The 25,609-nt window shown below is 73.0% G+C and carries 24 protein-coding genes; 7 read left to right on the forward strand and 17 right to left on the reverse strand.

Annotated elements, in window-relative coordinates:
• Positions 1–33 precede the first annotated feature (33 nt).
• Both ftsY and glgC read right to left on the reverse strand, forming a co-directional pair.
• A complete protein-coding gene (gene ftsY / locus ACYVGN_RS04120; RefSeq protein WP_055991040.1) occupies positions 34–915 on the reverse strand; it encodes a signal recognition particle-docking protein FtsY in 882 nt (293 codons plus the stop codon).
• Positions 916–945: 30 nt separating this feature from the next.
• Positions 946–2,193, reverse strand: a complete 1,248-nt coding sequence (glgC, locus tag ACYVGN_RS04125; protein WP_460788944.1) for a glucose-1-phosphate adenylyltransferase — start codon at positions 2,191–2,193, stop codon at positions 946–948.
• A gap of 142 nt (positions 2,194–2,335) precedes the next feature.
• Between glgC and glgA the strand changes: the two genes are divergently transcribed.
• Positions 2,336–3,538 carry a glycogen synthase gene (gene glgA / locus ACYVGN_RS04130; protein ID WP_460788946.1) on the forward strand — a complete coding sequence of 401 codons (1,203 nt, stop codon included), beginning with the start codon at positions 2,336–2,338 and terminating at the stop codon, positions 3,536–3,538.
• Between the two features lie 7 nt (positions 3,539–3,545).
• Here the strand turns inward: glgA and ACYVGN_RS04135 are convergent, their stop codons facing one another.
• Positions 3,546–4,691 (reverse strand): class I SAM-dependent methyltransferase, encoded by a 1,146-nt coding sequence (locus ACYVGN_RS04135; protein WP_460788948.1) that lies wholly within the window; start codon positions 4,689–4,691, stop codon positions 3,546–3,548.
• Positions 4,688–8,245, reverse strand: a complete 3,558-nt coding sequence (smc, locus tag ACYVGN_RS04140) for a chromosome segregation protein SMC (protein ID WP_460788950.1) — start codon at positions 8,243–8,245, stop codon at positions 4,688–4,690. The genes ACYVGN_RS04135 and smc overlap by 4 nt, the downstream gene beginning before the upstream one ends.
• Before the next feature lie 548 nt (positions 8,246–8,793).
• On the opposite strand from smc, the gene ACYVGN_RS04145 reads away from it, so the two are divergent.
• The 4 genes from ACYVGN_RS04145 (at position 8,794) to cofD (ending at position 12,375) form a co-directional block, all read left to right on the forward strand.
• Complete coding sequence (locus ACYVGN_RS04145) at positions 8,794–9,132, forward strand: hypothetical protein (RefSeq protein WP_055991025.1); 339 nt, start codon at positions 8,794–8,796, stop codon at positions 9,130–9,132.
• A 71-nt stretch (positions 9,133–9,203) separates the two neighbouring features.
• Positions 9,204–10,301, forward strand: coding sequence for a GNAT family N-acetyltransferase (locus tag ACYVGN_RS04150; protein WP_460788952.1), 1,098 nt, complete (start codon positions 9,204–9,206; stop codon positions 10,299–10,301).
• Positions 10,301–11,371: a GNAT family N-acetyltransferase gene (locus ACYVGN_RS04155; RefSeq protein WP_460788954.1), complete on the forward strand. Its 1,071-nt coding sequence runs from the start codon at positions 10,301–10,303 to the stop codon at positions 11,369–11,371. Before ACYVGN_RS04150 ends, ACYVGN_RS04155 begins: the two co-directional genes overlap by 1 nt.
• Before the next feature lie 35 nt (positions 11,372–11,406).
• Positions 11,407–12,375 carry a 2-phospho-L-lactate transferase gene (gene cofD, locus ACYVGN_RS04160; protein WP_460788956.1) on the forward strand — a complete coding sequence of 323 codons (969 nt, stop codon included), beginning with the start codon at positions 11,407–11,409 and terminating at the stop codon, positions 12,373–12,375.
• 6 nt (positions 12,376–12,381) lie between these two features.
• Here the strand turns inward: cofD and ACYVGN_RS04165 are convergent, their stop codons facing one another.
• The 7 genes from ACYVGN_RS04165 to ACYVGN_RS04195 all read right to left on the reverse strand — a co-directional run bounded on the left by ACYVGN_RS04165 (position 12,382) and on the right by ACYVGN_RS04195 (position 18,370).
• Complete coding sequence (locus ACYVGN_RS04165; RefSeq protein WP_460788958.1) at positions 12,382–13,041, reverse strand: SatD family protein; 660 nt, start codon at positions 13,039–13,041, stop codon at positions 12,382–12,384.
• A gap of 45 nt (positions 13,042–13,086) precedes the next feature.
• Positions 13,087–14,016, reverse strand: coding sequence for a bifunctional DNA-formamidopyrimidine glycosylase/DNA-(apurinic or apyrimidinic site) lyase (gene mutM / locus ACYVGN_RS04170; RefSeq protein ID WP_055991450.1), 930 nt, complete (start codon positions 14,014–14,016; stop codon positions 13,087–13,089).
• Between the two features lie 8 nt (positions 14,017–14,024).
• Positions 14,025–14,723: a ribonuclease III gene (rnc, locus tag ACYVGN_RS04175; protein WP_055991009.1), complete on the reverse strand. Its 699-nt coding sequence runs from the start codon at positions 14,721–14,723 to the stop codon at positions 14,025–14,027.
• Positions 14,724–14,733: 10 nt separating this feature from the next.
• Positions 14,734–14,943: a 50S ribosomal protein L32 gene (gene rpmF / locus ACYVGN_RS04180; RefSeq protein WP_050721097.1), complete on the reverse strand. Its 210-nt coding sequence runs from the start codon at positions 14,941–14,943 to the stop codon at positions 14,734–14,736.
• A gap of 3 nt (positions 14,944–14,946) precedes the next feature.
• Positions 14,947–15,435 carry a YceD family protein gene (locus ACYVGN_RS04185; RefSeq protein WP_055991447.1) on the reverse strand — a complete coding sequence of 163 codons (489 nt, stop codon included), beginning with the start codon at positions 15,433–15,435 and terminating at the stop codon, positions 14,947–14,949.
• A 139-nt stretch (positions 15,436–15,574) separates the two neighbouring features.
• Complete coding sequence (gene coaD, locus ACYVGN_RS04190) at positions 15,575–16,075, reverse strand: pantetheine-phosphate adenylyltransferase (protein ID WP_055991006.1); 501 nt, start codon at positions 16,073–16,075, stop codon at positions 15,575–15,577.
• Positions 16,076–16,189: 114 nt separating this feature from the next.
• Positions 16,190–18,370, reverse strand: a complete 2,181-nt coding sequence (locus tag ACYVGN_RS04195) for an ATP-dependent DNA helicase RecG (RefSeq protein WP_460788960.1) — start codon at positions 18,368–18,370, stop codon at positions 16,190–16,192.
• 60 nt (positions 18,371–18,430) lie between these two features.
• On the opposite strand from ACYVGN_RS04195, the gene ACYVGN_RS04200 reads away from it, so the two are divergent.
• The gene (locus tag ACYVGN_RS04200) at positions 18,431–19,015 is read left to right on the forward strand and encodes an RsmD family RNA methyltransferase (protein ID WP_460788962.1); all 585 of its coding nucleotides are present in this window, start codon (positions 18,431–18,433) and stop codon (positions 19,013–19,015) included.
• Here ACYVGN_RS04200 and thiL read toward each other — a convergent pair.
• Positions 18,985–19,989, reverse strand: a complete 1,005-nt coding sequence (thiL, locus tag ACYVGN_RS04205) for a thiamine-phosphate kinase (protein ID WP_460788963.1) — start codon at positions 19,987–19,989, stop codon at positions 18,985–18,987. The genes ACYVGN_RS04200 and thiL overlap by 31 nt on opposite strands.
• Before the next feature lie 156 nt (positions 19,990–20,145).
• Between thiL and ACYVGN_RS04210 the strand changes: the two genes are divergently transcribed.
• On the forward strand, positions 20,146–20,625 hold the full coding sequence (locus ACYVGN_RS04210; protein ID WP_460788965.1) for a DUF3515 family protein: 480 nt from the start codon (positions 20,146–20,148) through the stop codon (positions 20,623–20,625).
• A gap of 30 nt (positions 20,626–20,655) precedes the next feature.
• Here the strand turns inward: ACYVGN_RS04210 and ACYVGN_RS04215 are convergent, their stop codons facing one another.
• The 5 genes from ACYVGN_RS04215 to leuD form a co-directional block, all read right to left on the reverse strand.
• Positions 20,656–21,750, reverse strand: coding sequence for a D-alanine--D-alanine ligase family protein (locus ACYVGN_RS04215; protein ID WP_460788966.1), 1,095 nt, complete (start codon positions 21,748–21,750; stop codon positions 20,656–20,658).
• Positions 21,650–22,780, reverse strand: a complete 1,131-nt coding sequence (locus ACYVGN_RS04220) for an NAD(P)H-dependent glycerol-3-phosphate dehydrogenase (protein WP_134745215.1) — start codon at positions 22,778–22,780, stop codon at positions 21,650–21,652. The genes ACYVGN_RS04215 and ACYVGN_RS04220 overlap by 101 nt, the downstream gene beginning before the upstream one ends.
• On the reverse strand, positions 22,777–23,520 hold the full coding sequence (locus ACYVGN_RS04225) for a lysophospholipid acyltransferase family protein (protein ID WP_055990986.1): 744 nt from the start codon (positions 23,518–23,520) through the stop codon (positions 22,777–22,779). Before ACYVGN_RS04225 ends, ACYVGN_RS04220 begins: the two co-directional genes overlap by 4 nt.
• A gap of 11 nt (positions 23,521–23,531) precedes the next feature.
• The gene (gene murA / locus ACYVGN_RS04230; RefSeq protein ID WP_055990983.1) at positions 23,532–24,899 is read right to left on the reverse strand and encodes a UDP-N-acetylglucosamine 1-carboxyvinyltransferase; all 1,368 of its coding nucleotides are present in this window, start codon (positions 24,897–24,899) and stop codon (positions 23,532–23,534) included.
• 113 nt (positions 24,900–25,012) lie between these two features.
• Entirely contained in the window at positions 25,013–25,609 is a 597-nt protein-coding gene (gene leuD / locus ACYVGN_RS04235; protein ID WP_055990980.1) for a 3-isopropylmalate dehydratase small subunit, read from the reverse strand.

Raw genomic sequence — 25,609 nt, forward strand, 5'->3', positions numbered from 1 at the left:
CGACCGCGCCGGCCGCCGCGACGCTCCGCGCCGTCAGTCGACGGCGCCCTCGACCAGCGACTGGACGAACACGTGCGGGGTGAAACCGGTGAGATCGCCGATGCCCTCGCCCTGGCCGACGAGCTTGACCGGGATGCCCGTGCGCTCCTGGACGGCGAGGACGAAGCCGCCCTTGGCCGAGCCGTCGAGCTTCGAGATCACGAGGCCCGTGACGCCCGCGTGCTGCAGGAACGCCTCGGCCTGCATCACGCCGTTCTGACCCGTCGTGGCGTCCAGCACGAGCAGCACCTCGCTGATCGGCGCCTGCTTCTCGATCACCCGGCGGATCTTGGTGAGCTCGTCCATGAGCCCGCCCTTGGTGTGCAGGCGCCCGGCCGTGTCCACGAGCACGATCTCGGTGCCCGTGCGCTTGGCGTGGTCGATCGTCTGGAACGCGACGGACGCCGGATCCTGGCCCTCGCGCTCCGGGCGGACGATGGCGGCGCCCCCGCGCTCGGCCCACGTCGCCAGCTGGTCGACGGCGGCGGCGCGGAACGTGTCGGCGGCCCCGACCACGACCGAGCGCCCGTAGCGGCGGAGGAAGTGCGCGAACTTGCCGATCGTCGTGGTCTTGCCGACGCCGTTGACGCCCACCACGAGCACCACGGCGGGTCGCTCGGTGAGCTTCAGGGTCGTGTCGTACTTCGCGAAGCGCTCCTCGAGCGTCTCCTGGAGCATGCGGTTCAGGTCGCGCGGGTCCGTCGTGCGGTATCGCTCGACGTCCGCGCGCAGCTGCTCGACGACGCGCTCCGTGATGTCCGGGCCGAAGTCCGCCTGGATGAGGGCGGTCTCGAGCCCGTCCCAGGTGTCCTCGTCGATCGTCGGACGCACGAACACGCCGCGCAGGGCACGACCCAGGGACCACTTCTCCGCCATGGGTCCAGCCTATGCGGATGCGCGCGGGGCTCAGTCGCGCGTGACGCGCACGCCCTTGCCGACGACCGTGATGCCGCTGTCGGTGACCGTGAAGCCGCGCGAGCGGTCCAGCTCGGGGTCGACGCCCACGGTCGCCCCGGACTCCACGATCGCGCTCTTGTCGACGATCGCGCGGCGCACGGTGGCCCCGGCCGCGATGCGCGACTGCTCGAACACGATGGAGTCGCTCAGCATGGCCCCCGACTCGACGACCGTCCGCGCTCCCAGCACGCTGCGCTCGATGTGCGCGCCCGAGATCACGGATCCGAGCGACACGATCGAGTCGATGACCGTGCTGAGCGTGCCGCGCGCGTCGCGCGTGAACTTCGCGGGAGGCATGTTGTCCTGCCGGCTGAAGATCGGCCACTCGTCGTTGTACAGGTTGAACACCGGCAGCACCGAGATCAGGTCCTGGTGCGCGTCGAAGTACGAGTCGATCGTCCCCACGTCGCGCCAGTAGTACCGGTCGCGCGCCGTGCTGCCCGGCACGTCGTTGTGCTTCATGTCGTAGACCCCGGCCGTGCCGCGCTCCACGAAGTAGGGCACGATGTCGCCGCCCATGTCGTGCTTCGAGTCGGCGCGCTCGCCGTCCGCGAGCACCGCGTCCACCAGCGCATCCGCCGTGAAGACGTAGTTGCCCATCGATGCGAGGACCTCCCCAGGCGAGTCGGGAAGGCCCTGCGGGTGCTCGGGCTTCTCGAGGAACTCGCGGATGCTGTCCGGCTTCTCGGGGTCGACGTCGATCACGCCGAACTGGTTGGCGAGCGAGATCGGCTGCCGGATGGCCGCCACGGTGCACTCCGCGCCCGAGGCGATGTGCGCCTCGATCATCTGCTCGAAGTCCATGCGGTACACGTGGTCGGCGCCGACCACGACGATGTAGTCCGGCTTCTCGTCGTAGACGAGGTTGAGGCTCTGCAGGATCGCGTCGGCCGAGCCGAGGTACCAGCGCTTGCCGAGGCGCTGCTGCGCCGGCACCGACGTGACGTACGAGTTGAACAGACCGCTCAGGCGCCACAGCGTCGAGATGTGCCGGTCGAGGCTGTGGGACTTGTACTGGGTCAGCACGACGACCTGGCGCAGACCTGAGTTCATCAGGTTCGACAGCGCGAAGTCGATCAGGCGGTAGTGCCCACCGAACGGCACTGCCGGTTTCGCCCGGTCCAGCGTCAAGGGCATCAATCGCTTGCCCTCACCGCCCGCCAGGACGATACCGAGAACCTTCTTCGTCGCCGCCATGCGGTCACCTGCCCTTCGTCGGACCTCGAGCCCGACACTACTGTCGTATGCGCCCCCAGCGGGAGTGCGACTTGGCCGATCACTCGAAGGATCCGATTGTCATGGGGCGTCACGGAGGGCCGCGACGCAGTACGGTGACTGCATGCGCGTCGATCTGCTCACCCGCGAGTACCCGCCGGAGATCTACGGAGGCGCGGGCGTCCACGTCGCCGAGCTCGCGAAGGCGCTGCGCCTGCCGCGGCCGGGCGTCGACCTGGAGGTCCTGGTGCGGTGCTTCGGCGCCGCCCGCGACGAGCCGGGCACGTTCGCGTACGGCATCCCGTCGGGACTCGCGTCGGCCAACGGCGCGCTCCAGACCATGGGCGTCGACCTCGAGATCGCCTCGGATGCGGCGGGCGCCGACCTGGTGCACTCGCACACCTGGTACGCGAACTTCGCGGGCCACGTCGCGAAGATGCTGCACGGCATCCCGCACATCGCCACGGCGCACAGCCTCGAGCCCCTGCGTCCGTGGAAGGCCGAGCAGCTCGGAGGCGGCTACCGCCTGTCGAGCTGGATCGAGCGGGACGCGCTGACGCGGGCGGACGCGGTCGTCGCCGTGAGCGAGGGCATGCGGCGCGACCTGCTGCGCGTCTACCCGGACCTCGAGCCGGACCGCGTCAAGGTCGTCTACAACGGCATCGACCTCAGCGCCTGGCAGCGCGTCGACGACCCCGACACGGTCCGTGCGCTGGGGGTCGACCCGGATCGCCCGTCCGTCGTGTTCGTCGGTCGCATCACGCGCCAGAAGGGCCTGCCGTACCTGCTGCGCGCGGCGCGCCTGCTGCCGCCCGAGGTGCAGCTGGTGCTGTGCGCCGGCGCCCCGGACACCCCCGAGATCATGGCGGAGGTCGAGGGCCTGGTCGCCGGGCTGCGCCAGGAGCGCTCCGGCGTCGTGTGGATCGACCGCCACCTGCCGCGCCCCGAGCTGTGCGCCCTGCTGAGCGCCGCGACGACGTTCGTGTGTCCCTCCGTGTACGAGCCGCTCGGCATCGTGAACCTCGAGGCCATGGCGTGCGGCGCCCCGGTCGTCGGGACCCGCACCGGCGGCATCCCCGAGGTCGTGGCCGACGGCGTCACGGGCACGATCGTTCCGATCGACCAGCTGGACGACGGCACCGGCACCCCGACCGACCCGGACCGCTTCGTCGCGGATCTCGCCGCGGCCCTGACCGACATGGTCTCGGACCCCGACCGCGCCCGCGCGCTGGGCGAGGCCGGCCGCGAGCGGGCCGAGCGCGAGTTCTCGTGGCTGTCGATCGCGGACCGCACGCGCGCGCTGTACGCCGAGGTGCTCGGCCGCTGACGCGCGCTCAGTCCGCGCGACGCACGCTCTCGGTCACCGTGAACTTCGGGTTGCGGCCGGCCTGACGGGTCGGGCCGACGAGGCGCTCGAGGATCGGGCGGTAGCCGAGGTGCGAGTTGTACACGCACCAGAGCTCCCCGCCGGGGCGCAGCACGCGCGCCGCGTCGGCGAACAGCCGCGGGGCGATCGCGTCGGTGACCGCGGCGCCGGAATGGAACGGCGGGTTGAGCAGGATGAGGTCGGCCGACGCACCGGGCTGCGATCCGAGCCCGTCGTCGCGCACGACGTCGACGCGGTCGGCGACGGCGTTCGCCGCTGCGGTGGCGCGGGCGGAGGCGACTGCGGCGGCGGACTGGTCCGTCGCGACGACCCGGATGCCGGGCCGCTCGCGCGCCAGCATGGTCGCCAGGACGCCGGTGCCGCACGCGAGGTCGATCGCCGAGGCCGCCTCCCGCATGTCCGGCAGGAACCGCAGCAGGAAGCGCGTGCCGATGTCGATCGACGTCCCGGCGAACGCGGCGCCGTGCGCGCAGACCGTGATGCGCGGATCGGAGTGCTCCTGACGCCGGGGCCATGACGGCTCCGTCGGGATCGGGCCCGACGCGTGCAGCACGCGCGACTTGCTCGCCGCCCGGCTGGCGGTCACCTCCTCGAAGTGGCGCGCGAGCACGTCGTTCATCGCGAGCGTCATGTGCTTGACGCGCCCGCCCGCGACGAGGCGGGCACCGGGCGCCGCGGACGCCGCGACGACCTGGGCGATCTCGTCGAGCGCGTCCAGAGAGCGCGGCAGCTGCATGAGCACGGTCGCGGCTCCCTCCGCCAGCTCCGGGCCGAGGTCTTGCCAGGCGACCCGATCGAGCGGGAGCCCGAGCTCCTCGGCGTTGAGCCGCAGGGCCCGCTCCCCCGTGATCGCATCCTGATGCACGCGGATCCGGATGTCCGGCTGGGCGGCCAGCAGCGAGAGCGTGATCGCGCCGTATCGGTCGCCGATCACCACGACCTCGTCGCCGAGATCGCCCGCCTCGCTCAGGATGAGCCGGTCGCTCGCGTCGGCGGCCACGAGATCGTGCGCCTCGACGTCGGGGCGCCGGCGCAGGCGCGGCGCGAGCCGGTCGAACGCCTCGAGTCGATCGGGCGCGGGCGCGGCGCTCACGAGGCCGCGCGCTCGGAGATCCGCTGGCCGACGACGGCCGAGACGCCGTCCTGGCGCATCGAGACGCCGTACAGCGCGTCCGCGATCTCCATCGTGCGCTTCTGGTGCGTGATCACGATCAGCTGGCTGGACTCGCGCAGCTGCTCGAACACGCCCAGCAGGCGCCCGAGGTTGGCGTCGTCAAGCGCCGCCTCGACCTCGTCCAGGATGTAGAACGGGCTGGGCCGCGCCTTGAAGATCGCGGTGAGGAACGCCACAGCGGCGAGCGACCGCTCGCCTCCGGACAGCAGGGAGAGCCGCTCGATCTTCTTGCCCACCGGCCGCACCGAGACCTCGATGCCCGTCGTGAGCATGTTCTCGGGGTCGGTGAGCGCGATGGATCCCGTGCCGCCGGGGAACAGGATCGGGAAGACCTCGGCGAACGCGGTCTTCGTGTCCTCGAACGCGGCCTCGAAGATCACCTGCATGCGCTCGTCCAGGTCCGCGATGATCGTCATCAGGTCCTTGCGGGTCTGCAGGAGGTCGTCCAGCTGCTCCGTGAGGAACCTGTGCCGCTGCTCCAGCGCGGCGAACTCCTCGAGCGCCAGCGGGTTCACCCGCCCCAGCTGCGCGAGCTTGCGCTCCGCGTCGCGGAGGCGGCGCTCCTGCATGCGCCGGTCGTACGGCAGCGTGGCGGGCATGTCGTCCGCGGCATGTTCCGCGCTCTCGGCGTGCGCGTCGTCCGGGGTGCCGATGTCGGCAACATCGCGCGGAACCGGCTGGTCCGGACCGTATTCCGAAACCAGCACGTCCTCGTTCAGGCCGAGCTCGCTCGACACCCGCTCGAGCAGGCTCGTGACGTGCAGCTTCTTCTCGTGGATCTGGAGCTCGAGGCCGTGCACGCTCTCGGTCAGCCCGGTGAGGCGCTCGCGCAGGGCGGCCTCCTGGCCGCGCAGCTCACGCAGCTCGCTCGATACCGCGCTGCGCGCGCTCTCGGCCTCGGCCAGCGCCAGGCGGGCCTCCGCGACCGACCGGTCCACGGAGTCCAGCAGGTGCGGCAGCTCGGCCGCGACGCCCTCCGCGATCTCGCGCTGGGCGCGGCGGATCACGGCACGGCGGGCCGCCTGAGCGGCCGCCTCGCGCTCCCGCTCGCGCTGGCGCTCCAGGCTCGCCGCGCGCGCCTCGGCGGCCCGGACGCGCTCGCGGAGCGTCTCGACCTCCAGGCGCGCGCGCATCTCCTCCTCGCGGGCCGCGTCGAGGGCCGCGAGATACCCGTCGCGCGCCGAGGCGTCGAGGATGGGACGGGGCTTCTCGAGCGCCCGGTTGAGCTCGTCCGCGGCGGCCTTGGCCTTGGTCTCGGCGTCGGCGACCGCCCCCTGCGCCTGGGCGAGTCCCGCCTCGAGCCGCTCGCACTCCGCGACGGCCGACTCGTGGCGCACCGTGGCGCGGTTGAGCTTCTCGGCGTGCTGCGCGAGCTGCGCATCGTGCTCGCGCAGCGCCTGCAGCGCCTCCTTGCCGACGCGCCGTGCGGTCTGCAGGCGCTCGTTCGCCTCGCTGCGCTCGACGGTCAGGGCCTCGACCTGCACGCGGACCTCGTCAAGCCGCGCGGCGGCCGCGTCGCGCTCCGCCTGCAGCTCGAGCCGCGATCGCTCCCCCGTGCCCGCGCGCAGTGTCTGCGCCGTGCACACCTCGCCCGCACGGGTCACCACGACGAGCCGGCCGCCGACGTCCGCGCCCGCGGCGTCGAACGCGGCGCGGGCCGCTGCGAGGTCGTCCGCGATGGCCACGTGGTCCAGGATGCGCAGCACGCCCTCGGGCGCGCGCACGACGTCGCGCGCCCGGACGACGCCTGCGACCGACGGAAGCGCGGCGGCATCGACGTCCGCCTCGGCGATCACGATGTCGAGCACGCCGAACTCCGCGGCGCCCTCGGCGACGGCGTACGCCGCGGCGCGCGAGTCCACGAGCACGCCCTCGGCGAGGGGGCCGAGCACCGCCGCGACGGCGGCCTCGTAGCCCGCGTCGACGTGCACCGCGTCGCCCACGAGCCCGCGCACGCCCTCGCCTCCGCGCGCCACGAGCGCCGCCGCGCCGTTCTGGACGTCGAGCGCGCTCGACAGCGCCGCGACCTTCGCCGTCAGGGCGTCGGCCTCGCGCTCGGCCGTGCGGTGGGCCTCGCGGATCCGCTCCAGCTCGGCCTCGGCGTCGGCGGTCTCGCGCTGCGCGGCCTCGTACGCCGCCTGGTGCTCGGCGGCGGTGCCCTCGGACACCACGGCGGGGTCGATCTGCTCGAGCGCCTCGGCCGCCTCGATCCGGCGCTGATCGGCGGCGTCGAGCGCGTTCTGCTGACGCAGCACCGCGCCGCGGACGGCTGCCAGAGCCGACTGGGCCGCCTCCGCCGAGCCGCGCAGGGCGGTCAGCCGCATGTCGTGCTCCGACACGAGCGCGCTCTGCTCGGCGATGTCGGCGTCGAGCGCGTCGAGCTCGGCCCGCGCGCGCATCACGGCGCGCGCGGCCTCCTGGACGGCGTCCTGCGCATCGCCCAGACCGTCGGAGATCTGCGTGATCTCCGCACGCGCCTCGTCGATCGCGGCCTGCGTGACCGTGACGGCCACCGTGCTCGGGTCCTCGTCGGCGCCGAGCAGCGCCAGGCGCTGGTTGGCCAGCGTGTACAGGCCGCGCAGCCGCTCCTGCACCTGCTCGAGCGCGAACGCCACGCGCCGGGCCTCGTCGACCGCCTCGGCGTTCTGCTCGCGCTCGAGCTGCGCGATGCGGGCGCGCACGCCGTCGGCCTGCTCCTGCAGCACCAGGCGCTCGGTGTGACGCTCCTGCTCGCTGCGCGCGTGGTCCGCGAGCGCGGCGCGCAGCTGCACGACCTCGTCGGCCAGCAGGCGCGCCTTGGCGTCGCGCACGATCGCCGCGATGGTCTGCGCCTCGCGCGCGATCTCGGCCTGCTTGCCGAGGGGCTTGAGCTGCCGGCGGATCTCCCCCGCCAGGTCGCTCAGGCGCGTCAGGTTCTGCTCCATCGCCTCGAGCTTGCGGAGGGCCTTCTCCTTGCGGCGGCGGTGCTTCAGGATGCCCGCGGCCTCCTCGATGAACCCGCGCCGGTCCTCGGGGGTCGCCTGCAGGACCGCGTCGAGGCGGCCCTGGCCGACGATCACGTGCATCTCCCGGCCGAGGCCCGAATCGCTCAGGAGCTCCTGGACGTCGAGCAGGCGGCAGGACTCGCCGTTGATCGCGTACTCGCTCGAGCCGTTGCGGAACAGCGTGCGGCTGATCGTCACCTCGCTGTACTCGATCGGCAGGGCGCCGTCCGAGTTGTCGATCGTGAGCTGCACCTCCGCGCGGCCGAGCGGCCCGCGCGTCGCCGTGCCGGCGAAGATGACGTCCTCCATCTTGCCGCCGCGCAGGGTCTTGGCGCCCTGCTCGCCCATCACCCACGCGAGCGCGTCGACGACGTTGGACTTGCCGGATCCGTTGGGCCCCACGATCGCGGTCACGCCCGGCTCGAGCGCGAACGTGGTGGGCTGCGCGAACGACTTGAAGCCCTTGAGCGTCACGCTCTTCAGGTGCATCCGCGGTCCTCTCGATTCCGGTGCCCGCACGGGGCCGCGATCCCTGGAAATCGCCGGGATTCACGCTACCGGACGGGCCTCGCCGCACCGCGCAGCGCGCACGCGGTTCGCATCGAATCTGAGAATCCGCTTGACGACGACGTCCACGCCGCTATAGCGTCATTCTCCGCAAGCCCGCGAGATCGAGAGGAGGGCGTCATGTTCATGATCACTGCACCAGTGACCCGGTTCACCGGAAAGGCGTCCGGCCCCATCCGCGCGCTCGATGCGGCGCACCGCGCCGCGCGCATCCTCGGCTGACGCCCGCCGTCGCCCGCCCCGGGCGACCCGGCCCCGCCTCCGGACCTCCGCCGCGCCTCCGCCGGTCGTCATGACCGCCCGCGCCGCATCGTCCCCGCGCCGACTCCGTCGGTTCCGCGCCTGACCCGGCCTCCGCGGTCCGCGCCTTCCGCGATCCCGCTTCTCCGCGAGGGTCGCCGCAATCCCCGTCCCCCGAGCCGTGGGGACGTCCATCCGCCCCTGTCCGGGGCGCTCCTGAGGAGAACACCATGTCGAACACGCTCATCACCGGTCGCCGCGACAACCGCCACGAGGCCGAGAGCCTCGCGGCGCGCACGTCGCATCCGCCGGGGCCTCCCCAACAGGCCGCGCAGGCGCTGCAGAACCGCTCTGCACGCACCGCGCTTCCCGACCGGGTGGCCATGTGGATCGGTCTCAAGCTGCTGCTGTGGGGCACCCGCCCCGAGCCGCGCGACGCCGAGACGATCGAACGCCGCGACCTGCGCGAGGCCCTCGCCGAGCGCGCGATCCGCGAACACCGCGCGGCCCTCGAACGGGCCCGCGCCGCCAGCGGCCTGATCGCCTACACCGGCCAGTTCGGCCGCTGACGAACCCCACCCCGGCCGGGCGGGGCGATCCCCCGCCCGGCCGAACCTCCATCCGGAAGGAAAGCTCCACCATGTCCCCCACGACGGGATCCCTTCTCGCCGGCCTGCGCATCGACGCGCTCCGGCTCCCCTCCTCGGTCGACGCCCCCGAGGCCGCCGACCTCCTCGCCGCGGCGCGCGTCATGACCGACGCCCTGCGGCACGACAGCGGCACGACGCTGTTCGACGCCGAGCCCGCGGAGTGGCTCGCCGGCCTGCGCGCCACCCGGTACGTCGACCGCCGGGTCCGCCTGGCGCGGCTCGAGGACCGCGTGGTCGGCGTCCTCGAGCTCGACGTCCCGCTCGACGGCGAGCGCTCCGCGAACGCGGGCTTCCACGTCGCGCCCGACGCCCGCGGCGCGGGCATCGAGGATGCGCTGATCGAGGAGGCCGAGCGCCTCGCGCGCGAAGCAGGCCGCTCGGTGCTGTACACCTGGAACCTCACCACGATCGACGTGCCGGGCGAACGCCTCCCGTCGCCGGCGGGCAGCGGCTCCGTCCCGCTCGAGGCGGACAGCACGCGGCGTCTGCTTCGGCACGGGTACACGCTGGGTCAGGTCGAGCGCGTCAGCACGTTCGAGTTCGCGGCGTCGCTGACGCGCGCCGAGCGGATGCTCGAGACCGCGCTGGCCGCGGCCGGGCCCGAGTACCGCCCGGTGTGGTGGCCGTCGCCGGCCGCCGACGAGCTCGTAGACGGCTACGCCTACGCCGTGGGCAGGATGGCCACGGATGTGCCGAGCGGAGAGCTCGACTGGGAGCCCGAGGCCTGGGACGCGGAGCGCATCCGCTACCGCGAGCGGCTCCAGGCCGACGCCGGCCAGCTCATGGCGGTCGCGGCGGTCGTCCACGAGCCGACCGGCGCCGTCGCCGCGTTCAACGAGCTCGTGATCGGACGTGACCGCTCGCGCCCGACGCAGAACTACGGAACGCTCGTGCTGCCGGAGCACCGCGGGCACCGCCTCGGCACGATCGTGAAGTGCCTCGGCCTGATCCGCTGGCACGAGCTCGTGCCGACCTCGCCGCGGGTCATGACGTTCAACGCCGAGGAGAACAGGTTCATGCTCGACGTGAACGAGGCCGTCGGGTTCGCTCCCGCGGCCACGTCGGGCGAGTGGAAGAAGGAACTGTGATGGACATCCGGATCGAGCCGGTCGCCGTGCCCGAGACGCTCGACGCCCCGGAGGCGGCGGAGTTCGTCGCCCTCGCGGAGCTGTCGAACCAGGCGTGGCGGCGCGAGTCCGGCACCGACCTGCACGACGACGATCCGCGGGAGCTGATCGTCCGGTGGCGCGAGACGCCGTACCGCGCGACGCGCGTGATCGCCGCGCGGGTGGACGGCGAGCCGGCCGGCATGGCCTACCTGGAGCTCGACAAGACCACCCAGGAGTCGGCCGAGATCGACGTGTCGCTCGCCGCGGAGCACGACGACGGTCCCGTCGCCGACGCGCTGTTCGCCGAGCTCGAGCGCATCGCGCGCGAGTCGGGCCGCCGCATCCTGCAGTCGTGGACCATCCACCGCGCGGAGCCCGTCGAGGACCGCGTGATCCCGCCGACGGGAGCCGGATGGATTCCCCTCGACGCCGGGTACCGGCGCATGGTGCGCAACGGCTACGCGCTGGGGCAGGTCGAGCGCAACAGCGTGTTCGACCTGCAGGGCTCCTACGACGCGGTCGACCGGCTGCTCGAGCAGGCGCTCGCCAAGGCCGGACCGGACTACCGCGCGGTCTGGTGGTCGGGGGCCACCCCACCCGAGTACGCCGCCGGCTACGCCGCCGCGATCGCGCGGATGAGCTCCGACGTCCCCGTCGGCGAGCTGTCGGCCGAGCAGTCGGTCTGGGACGCGGAGCGCGTGTTCGAGCGCGACGGGCGGTTCGCCGAGGCGGGGACGCTCATGGGCGTGACCCTGGTCATCCACGAGCCGACGGGCGAGGTCGCCGCGTTCAACGAGCTGCAGATCGGCCCCGATCGCACGCGACCCACGTCGCAATGGGGCACGCTCGTGATGCCGGAGCACCGCGGTCGCCGGCTCGGCGCGATCGTCAAGTGCGTCGGGCTGAGGCGCTGGCACGAGATCGTGCCCGAGTCGCCGTGCGTCTCGACGTTCAACGCCGAGGAGAACCGGTACATGCTCGACGTGAACGAGGCCGTGGGCTTCGTGCCGGCGTCGTACGCGGGCGCGTGGGAGAAGAAGCTCGCATAGCTCCCGGCCGGCGCCGCCGCTGGTTGACTGGTGACATGAGATTCACCGTGATCGGCGGCGGCGTCGGCTGCGCCCGGTTCGTCAAGGGGCTGCGCGAGCACGTGCGGCGGACCGGCGGCGAGGACCGGATCGACGTGGTCGTCAACACCGCGGACGACTGGTGGGTGTCGGGGCTGCGGATCGCCCCCGACCACGACAGCCTGCTGTACGCGCTGGCCGGCGTGAACGACGCCGAGCGGGGCTGGGGCCGCGCGGGCGAGACCGAGCGCGTCTCGGCCGAGCTGGCGGCCTGGGGCACGGCGCCGGAGTGGTTCACGCTCGGCGACCTGGATCTCGGCACGCACATCGCGCGCACGGCGTGGCTGCGCGCGGGCCTCACGGTGTCGGAGGTCTACCGGCGGCTCGGCTCCCGGTGGGACCTCGGCGTGACGCTGCATCCCGCGACCGACAGCGAGATCGACACCCACGTGCTGCTGGCCGACCGGGAGCCGATCCACTTCCAGGAGTGGTGGGTGCGCCACCGCGCGGCCCTGCCCGCGACCGGCTTCGTGCAGCGCGGCATCGAGCGGGCCGTCCCCTCCGACGGCGCGCTGGAGGCGATCTCTGGGGCCGATGTCATCCTGATCGCGCCGTCGAACCCCGTCGTGTCGGTGGGCCCGGTGCTCGCCGTGCCGGAGATGCGCGAGGCGCTCGCGGTCGCGGATGCGCCGATCGTCGGGGTGTCGGGGATCATCTCGGGCGCCGTGGTGCGCGGGATGGCCGACGCGTGCCTGGCCGCGATCGGCGTGGAGACCTCGGCCGAGGCCGTCGCCGAGCACTACGGCGCGAGGGCGTCGGGCGGGCTGCTCGACGGCTGGCTCGTCGACGAGGCGGATGCCGGCGCGGTCGAGCCGCTCGAGCGGATCGGCATCCGCACGCGCGCGGTGCCGCTGTGGATGCGCGACGCCGACACGTCGGCCCGCCTCGCGGCGGACGGCGTGGCGCTCGCGCTCGCGCCGCGCTGACGCGGGTCAGCCCTTCGGCCGGCCGCCCGCCTCGCCCAGCTCGGTTGCGCCGAGGCGCAGGGCCCGGACGAGCGGCTTGTTGATCGACTGCGACACCGCGGCCTGCGTGATCCCCTCGCGCGCCGCGATGTCCTTCTGCTGCTGCCCGCGCCAGCTCTCGAACGCCACGCGCCGGGCGCGCGGGCTCATGTCGGCCACGACCTGGTCGCGCAGCACCAGGTAGGCGTTGACCACGGCCTCCTGGGCGCGCGCCTCGGCCGGCTGGGTCTCATGCACCACGAAGCGCGAGCGCGTGCCGGGCAGCCTGCCGCGCTCGAGCGCCTCTGCGCGCTCCACGGCCTCGCGCGCGGCCCACCATCCGGGTCCGTCCTGGATCGCGTCGGCGAGCATCGACTCGACCGGCTTGATGTCGCCGAGGCCGAGCCCGAAGCGGCACGCGACGCCCTCGGGCAGCGCGAGCTGCAGGTACAGCGTCGCGACCAGGGCGTCCTCGACGGTGCCGTACACGGCCTGGAACTCGTCGGCGACCGTGGGCCACCAGCGCTGCACCGCGCGCGCGCGCGCCTCCTCGATCGCGAGAGCCGCGGACTCGATCTCGCGCTGCAGCACGTCGCGGTCGGGGGCCTCCCGCGAGGCCACGATGTCTGCGATGACGGCTACGACCATGCCTTCACCGTATCACTGATATCGAAACCACATAAGCGAATCCGCTTAATCGGTGCCGGATATCACCGATCGGGCGCGGCGCTGGCACGCGGGACAGTAGTGACTCGAGCGGTTCGCGAAGGAGACACGGACGATCGCGCGCCCGCAACGTGGGCACGGCTTCCCGTGCCGCCCGTAGGCGTTGAGGCTGTGCGCGAAGTACCCCGCCTCGCCGTTCACGTTGACGTACTGCGCGTCGAAGCTGGTGCCGCCCTCGGCCAGCGCCTTCGCGAGCACGGCGCGCACCTCGGCGAGCAGGCGGTTCATCGCGCGCGTCGACAGGTCGCGCGCCAGGGTCTCCGGGTGCACGCGCGCGGCCCACAGCGCCTCGTCGGCGTAGATGTTGCCGATGCCGCTCACCACCGTCTGGTCGAGCAGCACCCGCTTGATCGCCGACGACTTGCCCGCGATCCGGCGCCGGAACAGAGCATCGTCGAACGCCGGGTCCATCGGATCCCGCGCGATGTGCGCGGCCTGTGCCGGCACGAGCGGCGCGGCGTCGCCGAAGCCGCCCGGATGCCCGTCGGGCGTCGGGATCAGCGCGTCGATCGCGAGCGATCCGAACGTGCGCTGATCCGCGAACACGACCGCGAGCTCGCCGTGCTCGGGGTGCTCGATCGCGAGCCGCACGCGCTCGTGCCGCTCGGCCGGCGCCCCCGGCGCGCGCAGCAGCATCTGGCCGCTCATGCCGAGGTGGACCATGACGGCCTCGGGCCCCGCGGCGGGATCGTCGCCGAGCGGCAGCCACAGGAACTTGCCGCGACGCGCGGTGCCGGTGATCCGGCGCCCCGTCAGGCGGCGCTCGAAGTCGTCCGGTGCGCCGAGGTGCCGCGTGAGCGCGCGCGCATCGTGCGCCTCGACGCCGAGCACGCGTGCTCCGGTGACGGCGGGAGCCAGGCCCGCGCGCACCACCTCGACCTCGGGCAGCTCCGGCATCGGCGGCGTCAGGCCGTGACGCGGTCGCTGAGCCGGCGCCACGCCTCGAGCGCGGCGGCCATCTCGGCGGTCTTCTTGCTGGTGCCCTCGCCCGTGGTGGTGAGCTCCCCCACCGCGACCGTGGCGACGAAGCGGCGGTCGTGGTCCGGGCCGCTGGCCTCGACGGCGTACACGGGCGGCGTGAGCCCCTGACGCGCGGCGATCTCCTGCAGCGCGGTCTTCGGGTCCATCGCGGCGCCGTAGCGCTCGGGGTCCTTCAGCAGCGGCTCGATGAGGCGGAGCACCATCGCGGTCGCCGCCTCGCTCCCGGCCGACAGGTAGGTGGCGCCGATCACGGCTTCCATGGCGTCGGCGAGGATCGAGTCCTTGTCGCGGCCCCCGGTGAGCTCCTCGCCGCGGCCGAGGCGCAGGTGATCGCCCAGCCCGATGCCGCGGGCGATCTCCGCGAGGGCGACGGTCGACACGACGCTGGCGCGGCGCTTGGCGAGCGCTCCCTCCTCGAGCTCGGGATGACGCGAGTACAGCATCGTCGTCACGGCCAGCCCCAGCACCGAGTCGCCCAGGAACTCCAGGCGCTCGTTGTGCGGGATGCCGCCGTTCTCGTAGGCGAAGGAGCGGTGCGTCAGCGCCAAACCGAGAAGCTCGGCGTCGATGTCGACGCCGAGCTTCTCGGTCAGGTGCTGAGGTCCGCGAACGGAATCCGTCACGGCAGCCGGATCAGACGTCGGCGACCTTGCGGCCCTTGTACTCCAGGAACAGCTCGGTGCCCTGCGAGTCGGTGACGACCTTCGCCTGGTGCGGACGGCTGTAGACGACCTTGCCGTTCTCGACGGTCTTGACGAGCGCGGGGGCCTCGGCCTTCCACTGCGCGCGGCGCGAACGGGTGTTGGAACGGGAGACCTTCCGCTTCGGAGGGTTACCAGCCATGATTCAGCTCTCTTCTGTGTCGCGGGCGGCGTCAGACGCCGATCCGTGGTCGGTGAGGTTCTGGAGCGCGGCCCATCGAGGGTCGACGGGCGCCTGCTGCGCGCTTCCCGATTCGGTCAGTCGCTCGCCCGTGTTCGGGTCGAGCCCGGGGCAATCCGGCTGACAGACCGGTTGAAACGGGAGCGCCAGAACGGTCGCGTCCCTGACCAGAGTTTCAAGATCCACGTGGTCGTCTTGAACCTCGAAGTCAGCCGCTTCCTCCCCAGGATACTCGAAAAGCTCCTGAAACTCGACTTCGAGCGGCGCGACGATCTCGCGCAGGCAGCGCCCGCACTCGCCCTCGTACTCGGTGTCGAGCGTGCCGGAGACGAGGATGCCCTCGTGCACGGACTCCAGGCGCGCGTCGAGCTCGAGGTCCTTGCCCTGAGGCACGGCGACGAGACCCTCGCCCCATTTCTCGGGCGCGGGGATGGTCAGGCGGTGCTCGCGCATCTCGCCCGGCGTGCGCACGATGTCGCGCGCAGGCAGGACGAACGGGCCGGAAAGTCGGGATCTCACGCTTCGATGCTACTCGCGAGGTCGTTCCGGGAGGCCGCGACGGGCCGGTGCCCGGCGGACGCCCAGGCGCGGGTCAGAAGTCCCGGGCGCTCGCCTTGGCGAGGAAGCGCGCGACCGCCGGCGGCACGAACGGCGACACGTCGCCGCCGAGCCCCGCGACCTGGCGGACGAGTGAGCTCGACACCAGCGCGTGAGACGGCTCGGGCAGCAGGAACACGGTCTCGATGCCGGCCAGGTGCCGGTTGACGACCGCCATCGGCGTCTCGTAGGCGACGTCCACCTGCGACCGGATGCCCTTGACGAGCACGCCCGCGCCGACCTCCTGCGCGTAGTCGACCAGCAGGCCGACGCTCCACGAGCCCACGATCACGTTGCCGTCCATGCCATCCTCGGCGATCGACTGCTCGATGAGCGAGACGCGCTGGGCGATCGGCAGCATGCCGGCCTTGTCGGGGTTGTGCACCACGAGCACGTGCAGCTCGTCGTACAGGGCCGCGGCCCGGCGGATGACGTCGAGATGCCCCAGCGTCGGCGGGTCGAAGGATCCGGGGACGACGGCGATCCGGCTGCTCATACGCGTCAGCCTATCCACGAGTCTCGGGAGGACCGGGTTTCGGCTCGCTCCGCTCGCTCGACCTTGACCCGGCGCGCATCAACGCCTCCTTCGTCGGCATTGCCCCGCGCCGCGTCAATTCTTCGCCAGGGCGGCGCGCTCCTCCTGCGTGATGCGGCGCGCGAGCGCCTCCGCGAGCCCTCGGTGGCGGTCGAGCGTCGGGTCGCCCTCGAGGATGCGCTCGGCCTCGCCGCGCGCGCGGGCGATCAGGTCGGCGTCCTTGACCACGCGCAGCAGCCGCAGCGACGAGCGCGCGCCGGACTGCGCATCGCCCAGCACGTCGCCCTCTCCGCGGAGCTCGAGGTCGACCTCCGCGAGCGCGAAGCCGTCGAGCGTCGCCGCCACGGCGTCGACGCGCTCGCGCGCGGTCGTTCCCTGCTCGGCCTCGGTCACGAGCAGGCACAGGCCGGGCACGCCGCCGCGGCCCACGCGGCCGCGCAGCTGGTGCAGCTGGGAGACGCCGAACCGGTCCGCGTCCAGGATGACCATGGTCGACGCGTTCGGGACGTCGACGCCGACCTCGATCACGGTCGTCGCCACGAGCACGTCGATGTCGCCGCGCGCGAAGTCCTGCATGATGCGGTCCTTCTCGTCCGAGGGCATCCGGCCGTGCAGGGTCGCGATGCGCAGCTCGCCCACGCGCGGATGGCGGGCGAGCATGTCCGCGACCTGCACGACGCCCCAGTGCGGGCGGGCGGCCTCCCCCTCGACGGGAGGCGCGAACTCCCCCGAGCCGTCGTCCTCGCCCGGTGCGACGGCCTTCGCGTTCTCGGCGTCGATCGCCGAGCAGACCACGAAGACCTGGTGCCCGCGCTCGACCTCCTCGGCCACGCGCTCCCAGACCCTGCCGAACCAGCCGGGCTTCTCGGCGATGGGCGCGACGAACGTCTGGATACCGGCGCGCCCGGCCGGCATCGTGCGGATGGTCGAGACGTCGAGGTCGCCGAACACCGTCATCGCGACCGTGCGCGGGATGGGCGTCGCCGTCAGGACGAGCGCGTGCGGGCTGGTGCCCTTCGCCCGCAGCATCTCGCGCTGCTCGACCCCGAAGCGGTGCTGCTCGTCCACGACGACCAGCCCGAGGTCGGCGAACGTGGTGCCCTCGCTGAGCAGCGCGTGCGTGCCCACCACGATGCGCGCCTGACCGGAGGCGACGCGCAGCGCGGCCTTGCGCCGGTCGGCGGCGGGCATCTGGCCCGTGAGCAGCGTCGGCATGAGCTCCGGCGCGAGCTTCGGACCGAGCATCCGGGTGATCGAGCGGAGGTGCTGCCCGGCGAGGACCTCGGTCGGCGCGATGAGGGCCGACTGCCCGCCTGACTCGGCGACCTGCAGCATGGCGCGCAGCGCCACGAGCGTCTTGCCGGAGCCGACCTCGCCCTGCACGAGCCGGTTCATGGGCCAGTCGGCCGTGAGGTCCGTCGCGATCGACCGGCCGACCGCCGCCTGGTCGGGCGTGAGCTCGAACGGCATGGCGGCGTCGAAGCGCTCCAGCAGGCCGCCGGGCCGCGCCGGGCGCTGCGTGGCCGACATCATCCGCACGAACTGCCGCTGCTGCGCGAGCGCGGTCTGCAGCACGAGCGCCTCGTGCATGCGGAGCGTCTGGCGGGCGGCGTCGATCTGCGCCCGCGTCTCGGGGCGGTGGATCCACTCGAGCGCCTCGCGCGCCGTCAGCAGCGCCTCGCGGAACCGCAGCTCGTCGGGCACCGGATCCGGGATGTCCTCGAGCCGGTCGAGCACCTCGCCGATCCAGGTCTGGAGCTTCCAGCTCGTCACGGCGGCGGTCGCGGGATAGATCGGGATGGGCGTGCGCACGATCTCGTCGGCCTTCGCGAGCGCGGCCGTGTCGTCCTCGAACAGCTGGTAGTCCGGGTTCGCGAACTGCAGCACGCCCTTGAAGGCGCCGACCTTGCCCGAGAACACGCCGCGTCGGCCCCGCTTGAGCTCCTTCTCGCGCCACGCCTGGCCGAAGAAGGTGAGCGTGAGCTCGCCCACGCCGTCGCCGATCACGACCTCGAGCAGCTCGCCGCGGCGGTTGCGCATCCGCCGGCGGCGCACGCTTCTGACCTCGGCGACGACGGTCGCGAGCTCGCCGAGCGGCAGGTCCAGGATGGGCGTGAGCTCGCCGCGCACGGCGTAGCGGCGCGGGTAGTGCGCCACCAGGTCGCCCACGACGGCCATGCCGAACGCGCGCGAGAGCGTGTTGGCCGCCTTGTCGCCGAGCGCGAGGCTCAGCGGCGTGTCGAGCGTGAACGACATGCCCCGAGTCTAGGTCGGGGTGCCGACAGCGCCGGGCCGGCGAGCGGATACCGTGGACGGGTGACGAGGATCATCGCCGGGGCCGCGGGCGGCGTGCGGCTGGACGTGCCGTCGGCGGGGACGCGCCCGACGAGCGACCGCGTGCGGGAGTCGCTGTTCGCCGCGCTCGAGGTGGCCGGCGCGCTCGACGGCGCGCGCGTGCTCGACCTCTACGCGGGGTCCGGCGCGCTGGGACTCGAGGCGGCCAGCCGCGGCGCCGCGGCGGTCGACCTCGTGGAGCGCGCCAAGCCGGCCGCCGCGATCGCGCGCCGCAACGCGGAGGGCGTGCGGCGCTCGATCGGCGGGGGCGCGCCGCCCGTGCGCGTGCACGCCGCCGCGGTCGGCACGTGGCTCCGCGGTGCGACCGGCCCGTTCGACCTGGCGTTCCTGGATCCGCCCTACGACCTTCCCGGCGCCGAGCTCGACGCGGTGCTCGCGGCGCTCGCGCCGCTGCTGTCGGCGGATGCCGTCGTGGTCGTGGAGCGCTCCTCGCGCTCGGGCGCCCCTGACTGGGCCGCGGCCGGCCTCGAGCCGCTGCGCGACCGCGCGTACGGCGACACCGCGCTGTGGTGGGGTCAGCCGGCGGCCGAGTCCCAGTCGCGGTAGGGGTCCCAGCCGCCCGGGCCCGCGTACGGCAGCCCGCCCACGAGCACAGGCGCCTCGCCGCGCTCGACGACCCGTCCGATCGGGCGGAATCCGGGCGCGATCGCGTCGCCCGCGAAGGTCGCGAGCAGCGCGTGGTCCTCGCCGCCCTCGAGCGCCGTCACCGGGTCGTCCCCGAGCGCGGCGCGATCGAGGTCGATCGAGACCCCTGAGGCGTCGGCCATGCGGCGGGCGTCGAGCCCCAGGCCGTCCGAGACGTCCATCATCGCGGTGGCCCCGGCGACGGCGGCCATGGGGCCGAGCCCGATGGGCGGCACGGGTCGCAGCTGGGCGGCGAGGGCGTCCGACTCCCCCGCGGCGACCCGGGCCGGATCGATCCGAACGGGCGATCCTGCGGCGTCGCGGAAACGCCCGAACAGCACGGCGAGGCCGCGGGCCGCCATCCCGAGCTCGCCCGCGAGCGCGACCACGTCGCCGGGACGCGCGCCCGAGCGCAGCACGGGGTCGCGTCCCTCGAGGTCGCCGAGCGCCGTGACGGCGACGGTCAGCGTGGCGGACACCGTGAGGTCGCCGCCCACGACCGCGCAGCCGGGGGCGAGCGCGTCGCACGCCTCGCGCAGGCCGTCGGCGAGCCGCTCCACGAACGAGATCCGAGTGTCGTTGGGCATCGCGAGGGCCACCAGGAGCGCGGTCGGACGGGCGCCCATCGCGGCGACGTCGGCCAGGTTCACCGCCGCCGCCTTCCAGCCGAGGTCGTAGCCGCTCGACCACGCGAGCCGGAAGTCCGGCCCGTGCACGAGCGTGTCGGTGGTCGCCACGACGGATCCGCTGGGCGCCGCGACCACCGCGGCGTCGTCACCGGGCCCGACGTGCGCGGCCGCCGCACGTCCGGTGCGGGCGGCGATGCGACGCAGCACCTCGGCCTCGCTGAGCTCGCCGACCGTGGGATCCGTCTCGGGCGCGGGAGCGTCGTGCATCCCCTCAGCGTATGCGCGGCGGTCCCCGACACTGCAACTCCGCGCTGAGAGTGCAGTGGCCCGCGGCGGTCTCAGCGCGGCGTTGCAGTCTCGGCGCGGCGTTGCGGTTTCGAGGCCCCGACCGGACGCCCAGGATGCCGGATCTAGACTCTTCGGGTGATCCGTCGATTCGCCGCAGCGGCCGCGCTCGTGCTCACCCTCGGCCTGTCCGGATGCGCCGCGACCGTCCATCTCGAGGCGGCGCAGGATGCGAACGACCCGCTGTGCGCGGACGTCACCGTGCGCCTGCCCGACGCGATCCAGCACCTGGAGCGCCGCTGGACCGACGCCCAGTCGACCGGCGCGTGGGCGGACGAGGAGGGCACGGCGGTCATCCTGAGCTGCGGCGTCACTCCCCCCGGACCCACGACCCTGCAGTGCGTGACCTTCGACGGCGTGGACTGGATCGTCGATCCCGAGGCCCTGCCGATGCAGCGCATCACGAGCTACGGCCGCACGCCGGCGACGCAGGTCTACGTCGACACGAGCCGCATCAGCCCCGATCAGGTGCTGGCCGCCGTCAGCCGCCTGGTGTCGTCCATCCCCGCCGAGAGCCGGTGCGTCGACCCCGACGAGGCCACGAAGGTCGACGAGTAGCCGACGCCGCGCGGCCGCGCCCCGCCCGGGTCAGGCGGCGCGGGCCAGGCCGAGCTCGATGAGCTCGGTGATGAGCTCCCCGTAGGTCATCCCGGAGGCGATCCAGCACTTGGGGTACATCGAGATCGGCGTGAAGCCCGGCATGGTGTTGAGCTCGTTGATGACGACCTCGCCGTCCGCGGTGAGGAACACGTCCACGCGCGCGAGCCCACGGCCGTCGACCGCCTCGAACGCCCGGCGGCCGGTCTCGCGGATGCGCTCGGTCTCGTCCTCGGTGAGCGTCGCGGGGCACACGACCTCGGCGCCGTCGCCGCCCAGGTACTTGCCCTCGAAGTCGTAGAACTCGCGCGTGGTCAGCACGATCTCCCCCGGCAGCGACGCGCGCGGGCGGCGCCCGTCGCGGCCCTCGAGGATCGCGACCTCGATCTCGCGGCCGACGATCCCCGTCTCGATCAGCACCTTGTCGTCCTCGGCCAGGGCGACGCGCATGGCGTCGTCGAGCTCGCTCTCGTCATGGGCCTTCGACACGCCCACGCTCGAGCCCGCGCGGGCCGGCTTCACGAACACGGGGTAGCCCAGCGCCTCGATGTCGGCGCGCACGCCATCGGCGTCGGCCGCCCAGCGCGCGCCGCGCACCGTGACCCACGGCGCGACAGGCAGGCCCTCGGCCTGAAGGGCGACCTTCATGAAGTGCTTGTCCATGCACAGCGCCGAGTCGAGCACGCCGCCGCCCGCGTAGGGCAGCTCGAGGATGTCGAGGAAGCCCTGGATGGTGCCGTCCTCGCCGTGCAGGCCGTGCAGGATGGGCAGGACCACGTCGACCTCGCCGAGGTCCTCGACCGCGCCGTCCGCGCGCACCACGCGCAGCGTGCGGTCGCCCGCCGACGAGGGCCACAGGATGCGCGTTCCGTTGTCCACGACCTCGGGCAGCTTGGCGGCGTCCAGCGCGAAGCGAGCCGGTTCGTCCTGCTCCAGCACGAAGAGGCCGTCGCGCGTGATCCCGACCGGGATCACGCGGAAGCGGTCACGGTCGATCGCTCCGAGGACCCCGCCCGCCGTCGCGGAGGAGATCGAGTGCTCGCTCGATCGCCCTCCGAAGAGCACCGCCACGGTCGTGCTGGCCATTCTGCGTCCCTTCGCCCTGCGGCGTGTCGTCGTCTGTCGTGAGATGAGGCGCGATCTCGCGCGGGTTCATGGTGCCGTCCAGCACCATCTTGACCTGCTGCACGATCGGCATCTCGACGCCCGCCTCCTTGGCGAGCTGAAGGATCGGCGCGACCGATCCGAGTCCCTCGGCCGTCTGGTCCATCTGGCGAACGACGTCCTGGAACGTGTACCCCTGGCCCAGCAGGCGCCCGGCGGTGTTGTTGCGGCTGAGCGGCGACTGGCACGTGGCGATGAGGTCGCCCAGTCCGGCCAGCCCTTGCAGGGTGCCGGGCTGCGCGCCGTACGCGACGGCGAAGTCGGTCATCTCCACCAGGCCGCGCGTGATGATCGACGCCTTCGTGTTCTCGCCGTAGCCGACGCCGTCCACGATGCCGATCGCGACCGCGATGAGGTTCTTGAGCACGCCGCCGAACTCGGTGCCGATCACGTCGGTGTTGACGAAGGACCGGAAGTAGGTGTTGCGCGCGCGGCGTGCGACGGCGTCCGCGGTCTCCTGGCTGCTGGACGCGATGACGGCGGCCGTCGGCTGCTCCCGCGCGATCTCGAGCGCCAGGTTCGGCCCGCTCGCCACCGCGATGCGCAGCGGGTCGCAGTGCAGCTCCTGCTCGATGACCTGGCTCATCCGCAGCCCGGTCTTCTTCTCGACGCCTTTCATCAGGCTCACGATCGGCACGGACTCGTCGCGCACGTGCGGGCGGAGGGCCCGCAGCGTCTCGCGCGCGGACTGGCTCGGCACCGAGAGGTACACCTGGGTGGCGCCGTCGAGCGCCCTGCGCAGGTCGTGCGTGGCGTGCAGCGTGCGCGGCAGGTTGATGCCCGGCAGGTACTTCGAGTTGCGCTTGGCCTCGTCGATCTCGTGCGCGAGCTCGGCGCGGCGCGCCCACATCATGACCTGGGCGCCGCCGTCGGCCAGCACCTTGCCGAAAGTGGTGCCCCAGCTGCCGGCGCCGACCACGACGACCTTGGGGGCGTCGACGCGGCGGCTCACAGGCGGCCCGTCTCGGACTGGCCGTGCGAGGACGGGTCCCAGCGCTCGTCGGGAGCCTTCTCGCCGCGGATGCCCTCGAGCAGCGCGGTGATCGCCGCCATGAGGCGCGACGTCGCCTCCGCGATGGCCGCCGGGTCCGTCGGGCGGTCCTTCAGATCGGACAGGTCCACGGGGTCGCCGACGGCCATGCGCACGAGCTTGCGCGGCGGCCAGAGGCTGAGACCCTTCGCGTAGCGGCCCATGATGTCCTGGACCCCCCAGTGCGCGACGGGGATGAGCGGGAGGTCGCCCGCGAGCGCGAGGCGCGCGGCGCCGGACTTGCCGCGCATGGGCCACAGGTGCGGGTCGCGCGTGAGCGTGCCCTCGGGGTACACGATCACGCCGCGGCCGTCCTTCACGAGCGCGGTCGCCTGCGCCATGGTCTGCGCGGCGCCGTCACGCGACGACGTGCGCGCCACGGGAACCATGCCGGTCGCCCGAAGGGCGGCGCCGAGCACGGGCACGCGGAACAGGCTGTCCTTGGCCATGAACCGCGGCGCGCGGCCCATCCGCCACACGGCGACCGCGACCATCAGCGGATCCAGCTCGCTGACGTGGTTGGGCGCGAGGATGTACGCGCCGTCGCGCGGCATCTTCTCCGCGCCGGCGATCCGGATCCGCGCCATCAGGCCGACGGCCGGGATCACGATCGCCGCGAGCGGCCAGAACCAGCTCGGCCGGCTCTTCTCCGAGGAGCTCATCCCCGCCCCGCTCAGCCGACGACGTCGAAGTCGGCGCCGAGCGCCGTGAGCTTGTCGAAGAACTTCTCGTAGCCGCGGCTGATGATGCCGACGCCCGAGACACGCGACGTCCCCTCGGCCGCGAGGGCCGCGATGACGTACGCGTAGCCGCCGCGCAGGTCGGGCACGACGATGTCCGCGGCGTGCAGCGGCGTCGGGCCGTTGATGACGGCCGCCTGCTCGAGCTCGCGGCGCGGCACACGACGGTAGGGGCCGTCGAGGCCCTTGGGGTGCACGACGATGTCGGCGCCCATCTGGTTCAGCGCGTGCGTGAAGCCCAGGCGGTTCTCGTACACGGTCTCGTGGACGATCGACTGGCCGTTGGCCTGCGTCAGGGCGACGATGAGCGGCTGCTGCCAGTCGGTCATGAAGCCGGGGTGCACGTCGGTCTCGACGATCACGGGCTTGAGCGGCGCGCTGCCGCGACGGAAGCGGATGCCGTCGTCGGTGATGTCGAAGTCGCCGCCGACCTTGCGGTACACGTTGAGGAACGTGAGCATCTCGTACTGGCGGGCGCCCTTGACGAAGATGTCGCCGTCGGTGGCCAGCGCCGCGCACGCCCACGACGCGGCCTCGTTGCGGTCGAACAGCGAGCGGTGGTCGTAGCCGCGCAGCTCGTCCACGCCCTCGATGAAGATGACCCGGTTGGGCTCGTAGGAGATGATCGCGCCCATCTTCTGCAGCACGCCGATCAGGTCCATGATCTCGGGCTCGATCGCGGCGTTGCGCAGCTCGGTGACGCCCTTGGCGCGCACGGCCGTGAGCAGCACCTGCTCCGTGGCGCCGACGCTCGGGTACGGCAGCTCGATGTTCGCGCCGTGCAGACCCTCGGGCGCCGACAGGCGGATGCCGCTGGGCTGCTTGTCGACGATCGCGCCGAAGCGGCGCAGCGCGTCGAGGTGGAAGTCGATCGGGCGGTCGCCGATGCGGCACCCGCCGAGGTCGGGGATGAACGCCTGACCCAGCAGGTGCAGCAGCGGGCCGCAGAACAGGATCGGGATGCGCGACGAGCCGGCGTGCGCGTCGATCTCCTCGAAGTTCGCCGACTTGGCGTCGGCGGGGTCGAGCACGAGCGAGCCGGGCTCCTCGCCCTCGCTCACGTGCACGCCGTGCACCTCGAGCAGCGAGCGCACCACCTCGACGTCGCGGATCGCGGGCACGTCGCGCAGCACGCTGGGCGTCTCGCCCAGGAGCGACGCGACCATGGCCTTGGTCGCGAGGTTCTTGGCCCCGCGCACGTCGACCTGACCCTTCAGAGGCCGGCCGCCGCGGATCTCGAGCACTTCACCGGCCAGAGGGGCCGGGGTTCCGGGAGTATGCGCGTCGCCGAGAAGTGTCATGTGGTGGTGCCTCACTAGGGTCTTCGCGGCACGAGCCGCATTCGGTCACGAGGCGGGCCGGATCCTCGGCGCCCGGGGGTGCTGACGATCGTCGCGGGGCGGTTGCCCCGAGGTCACAGGACCGGGATGGTCCGGGGCCTCCACGCCTCGCGGCGGGCCTCGAACTGCGCGATCCTGTCCTCGTTGCGCAGCGTGAGCCCGATGTCGTCGAGCCCTTCGAGGAGCCGCCACCTAGTGTAATCGTCGATGTCGAAACCGGCCGTGAAGTCCCCGACAGTGGCGGTTCGCGCCACCAGGTCGACCGTCATCTCGACGCCCGGCTGCGCGTCGATCGCGGCCCAGAAGCGCTCCAGGTCGTCCTCGGCGATCACGCCCGTCAGCAGGCCCTGCTTGCCCGAGTTGCCGCGGAAGATGTCCGCGAAGCGGGGGCTCAGCACGACCTTGAAGCCGTAGTCGCGCAGCGCCCACACGGCGTGCTCGCGGCTCGAGCCGGTGCCGAAGTCCGGGCCGGCCACCAGGATGGACGCCGCGCGGAACGGCTCCTGGTTCAGGACGAACTCGGGGTCCTGCCGCCAGCCCGCGAACAGCGCGTCCTCGAAGCCCGTCTTGGTGACGCGCTTCAGGTAGACGGCCGGGATGATCTGGTCGGTGTCGACGTTCGAGCGCTTCAGGGGCGCGGCGACACCGGTGTGCGTCGTGAACTTCTCCAT

This window comes from Microbacterium lacusdiani (assembly GCF_054779895.1).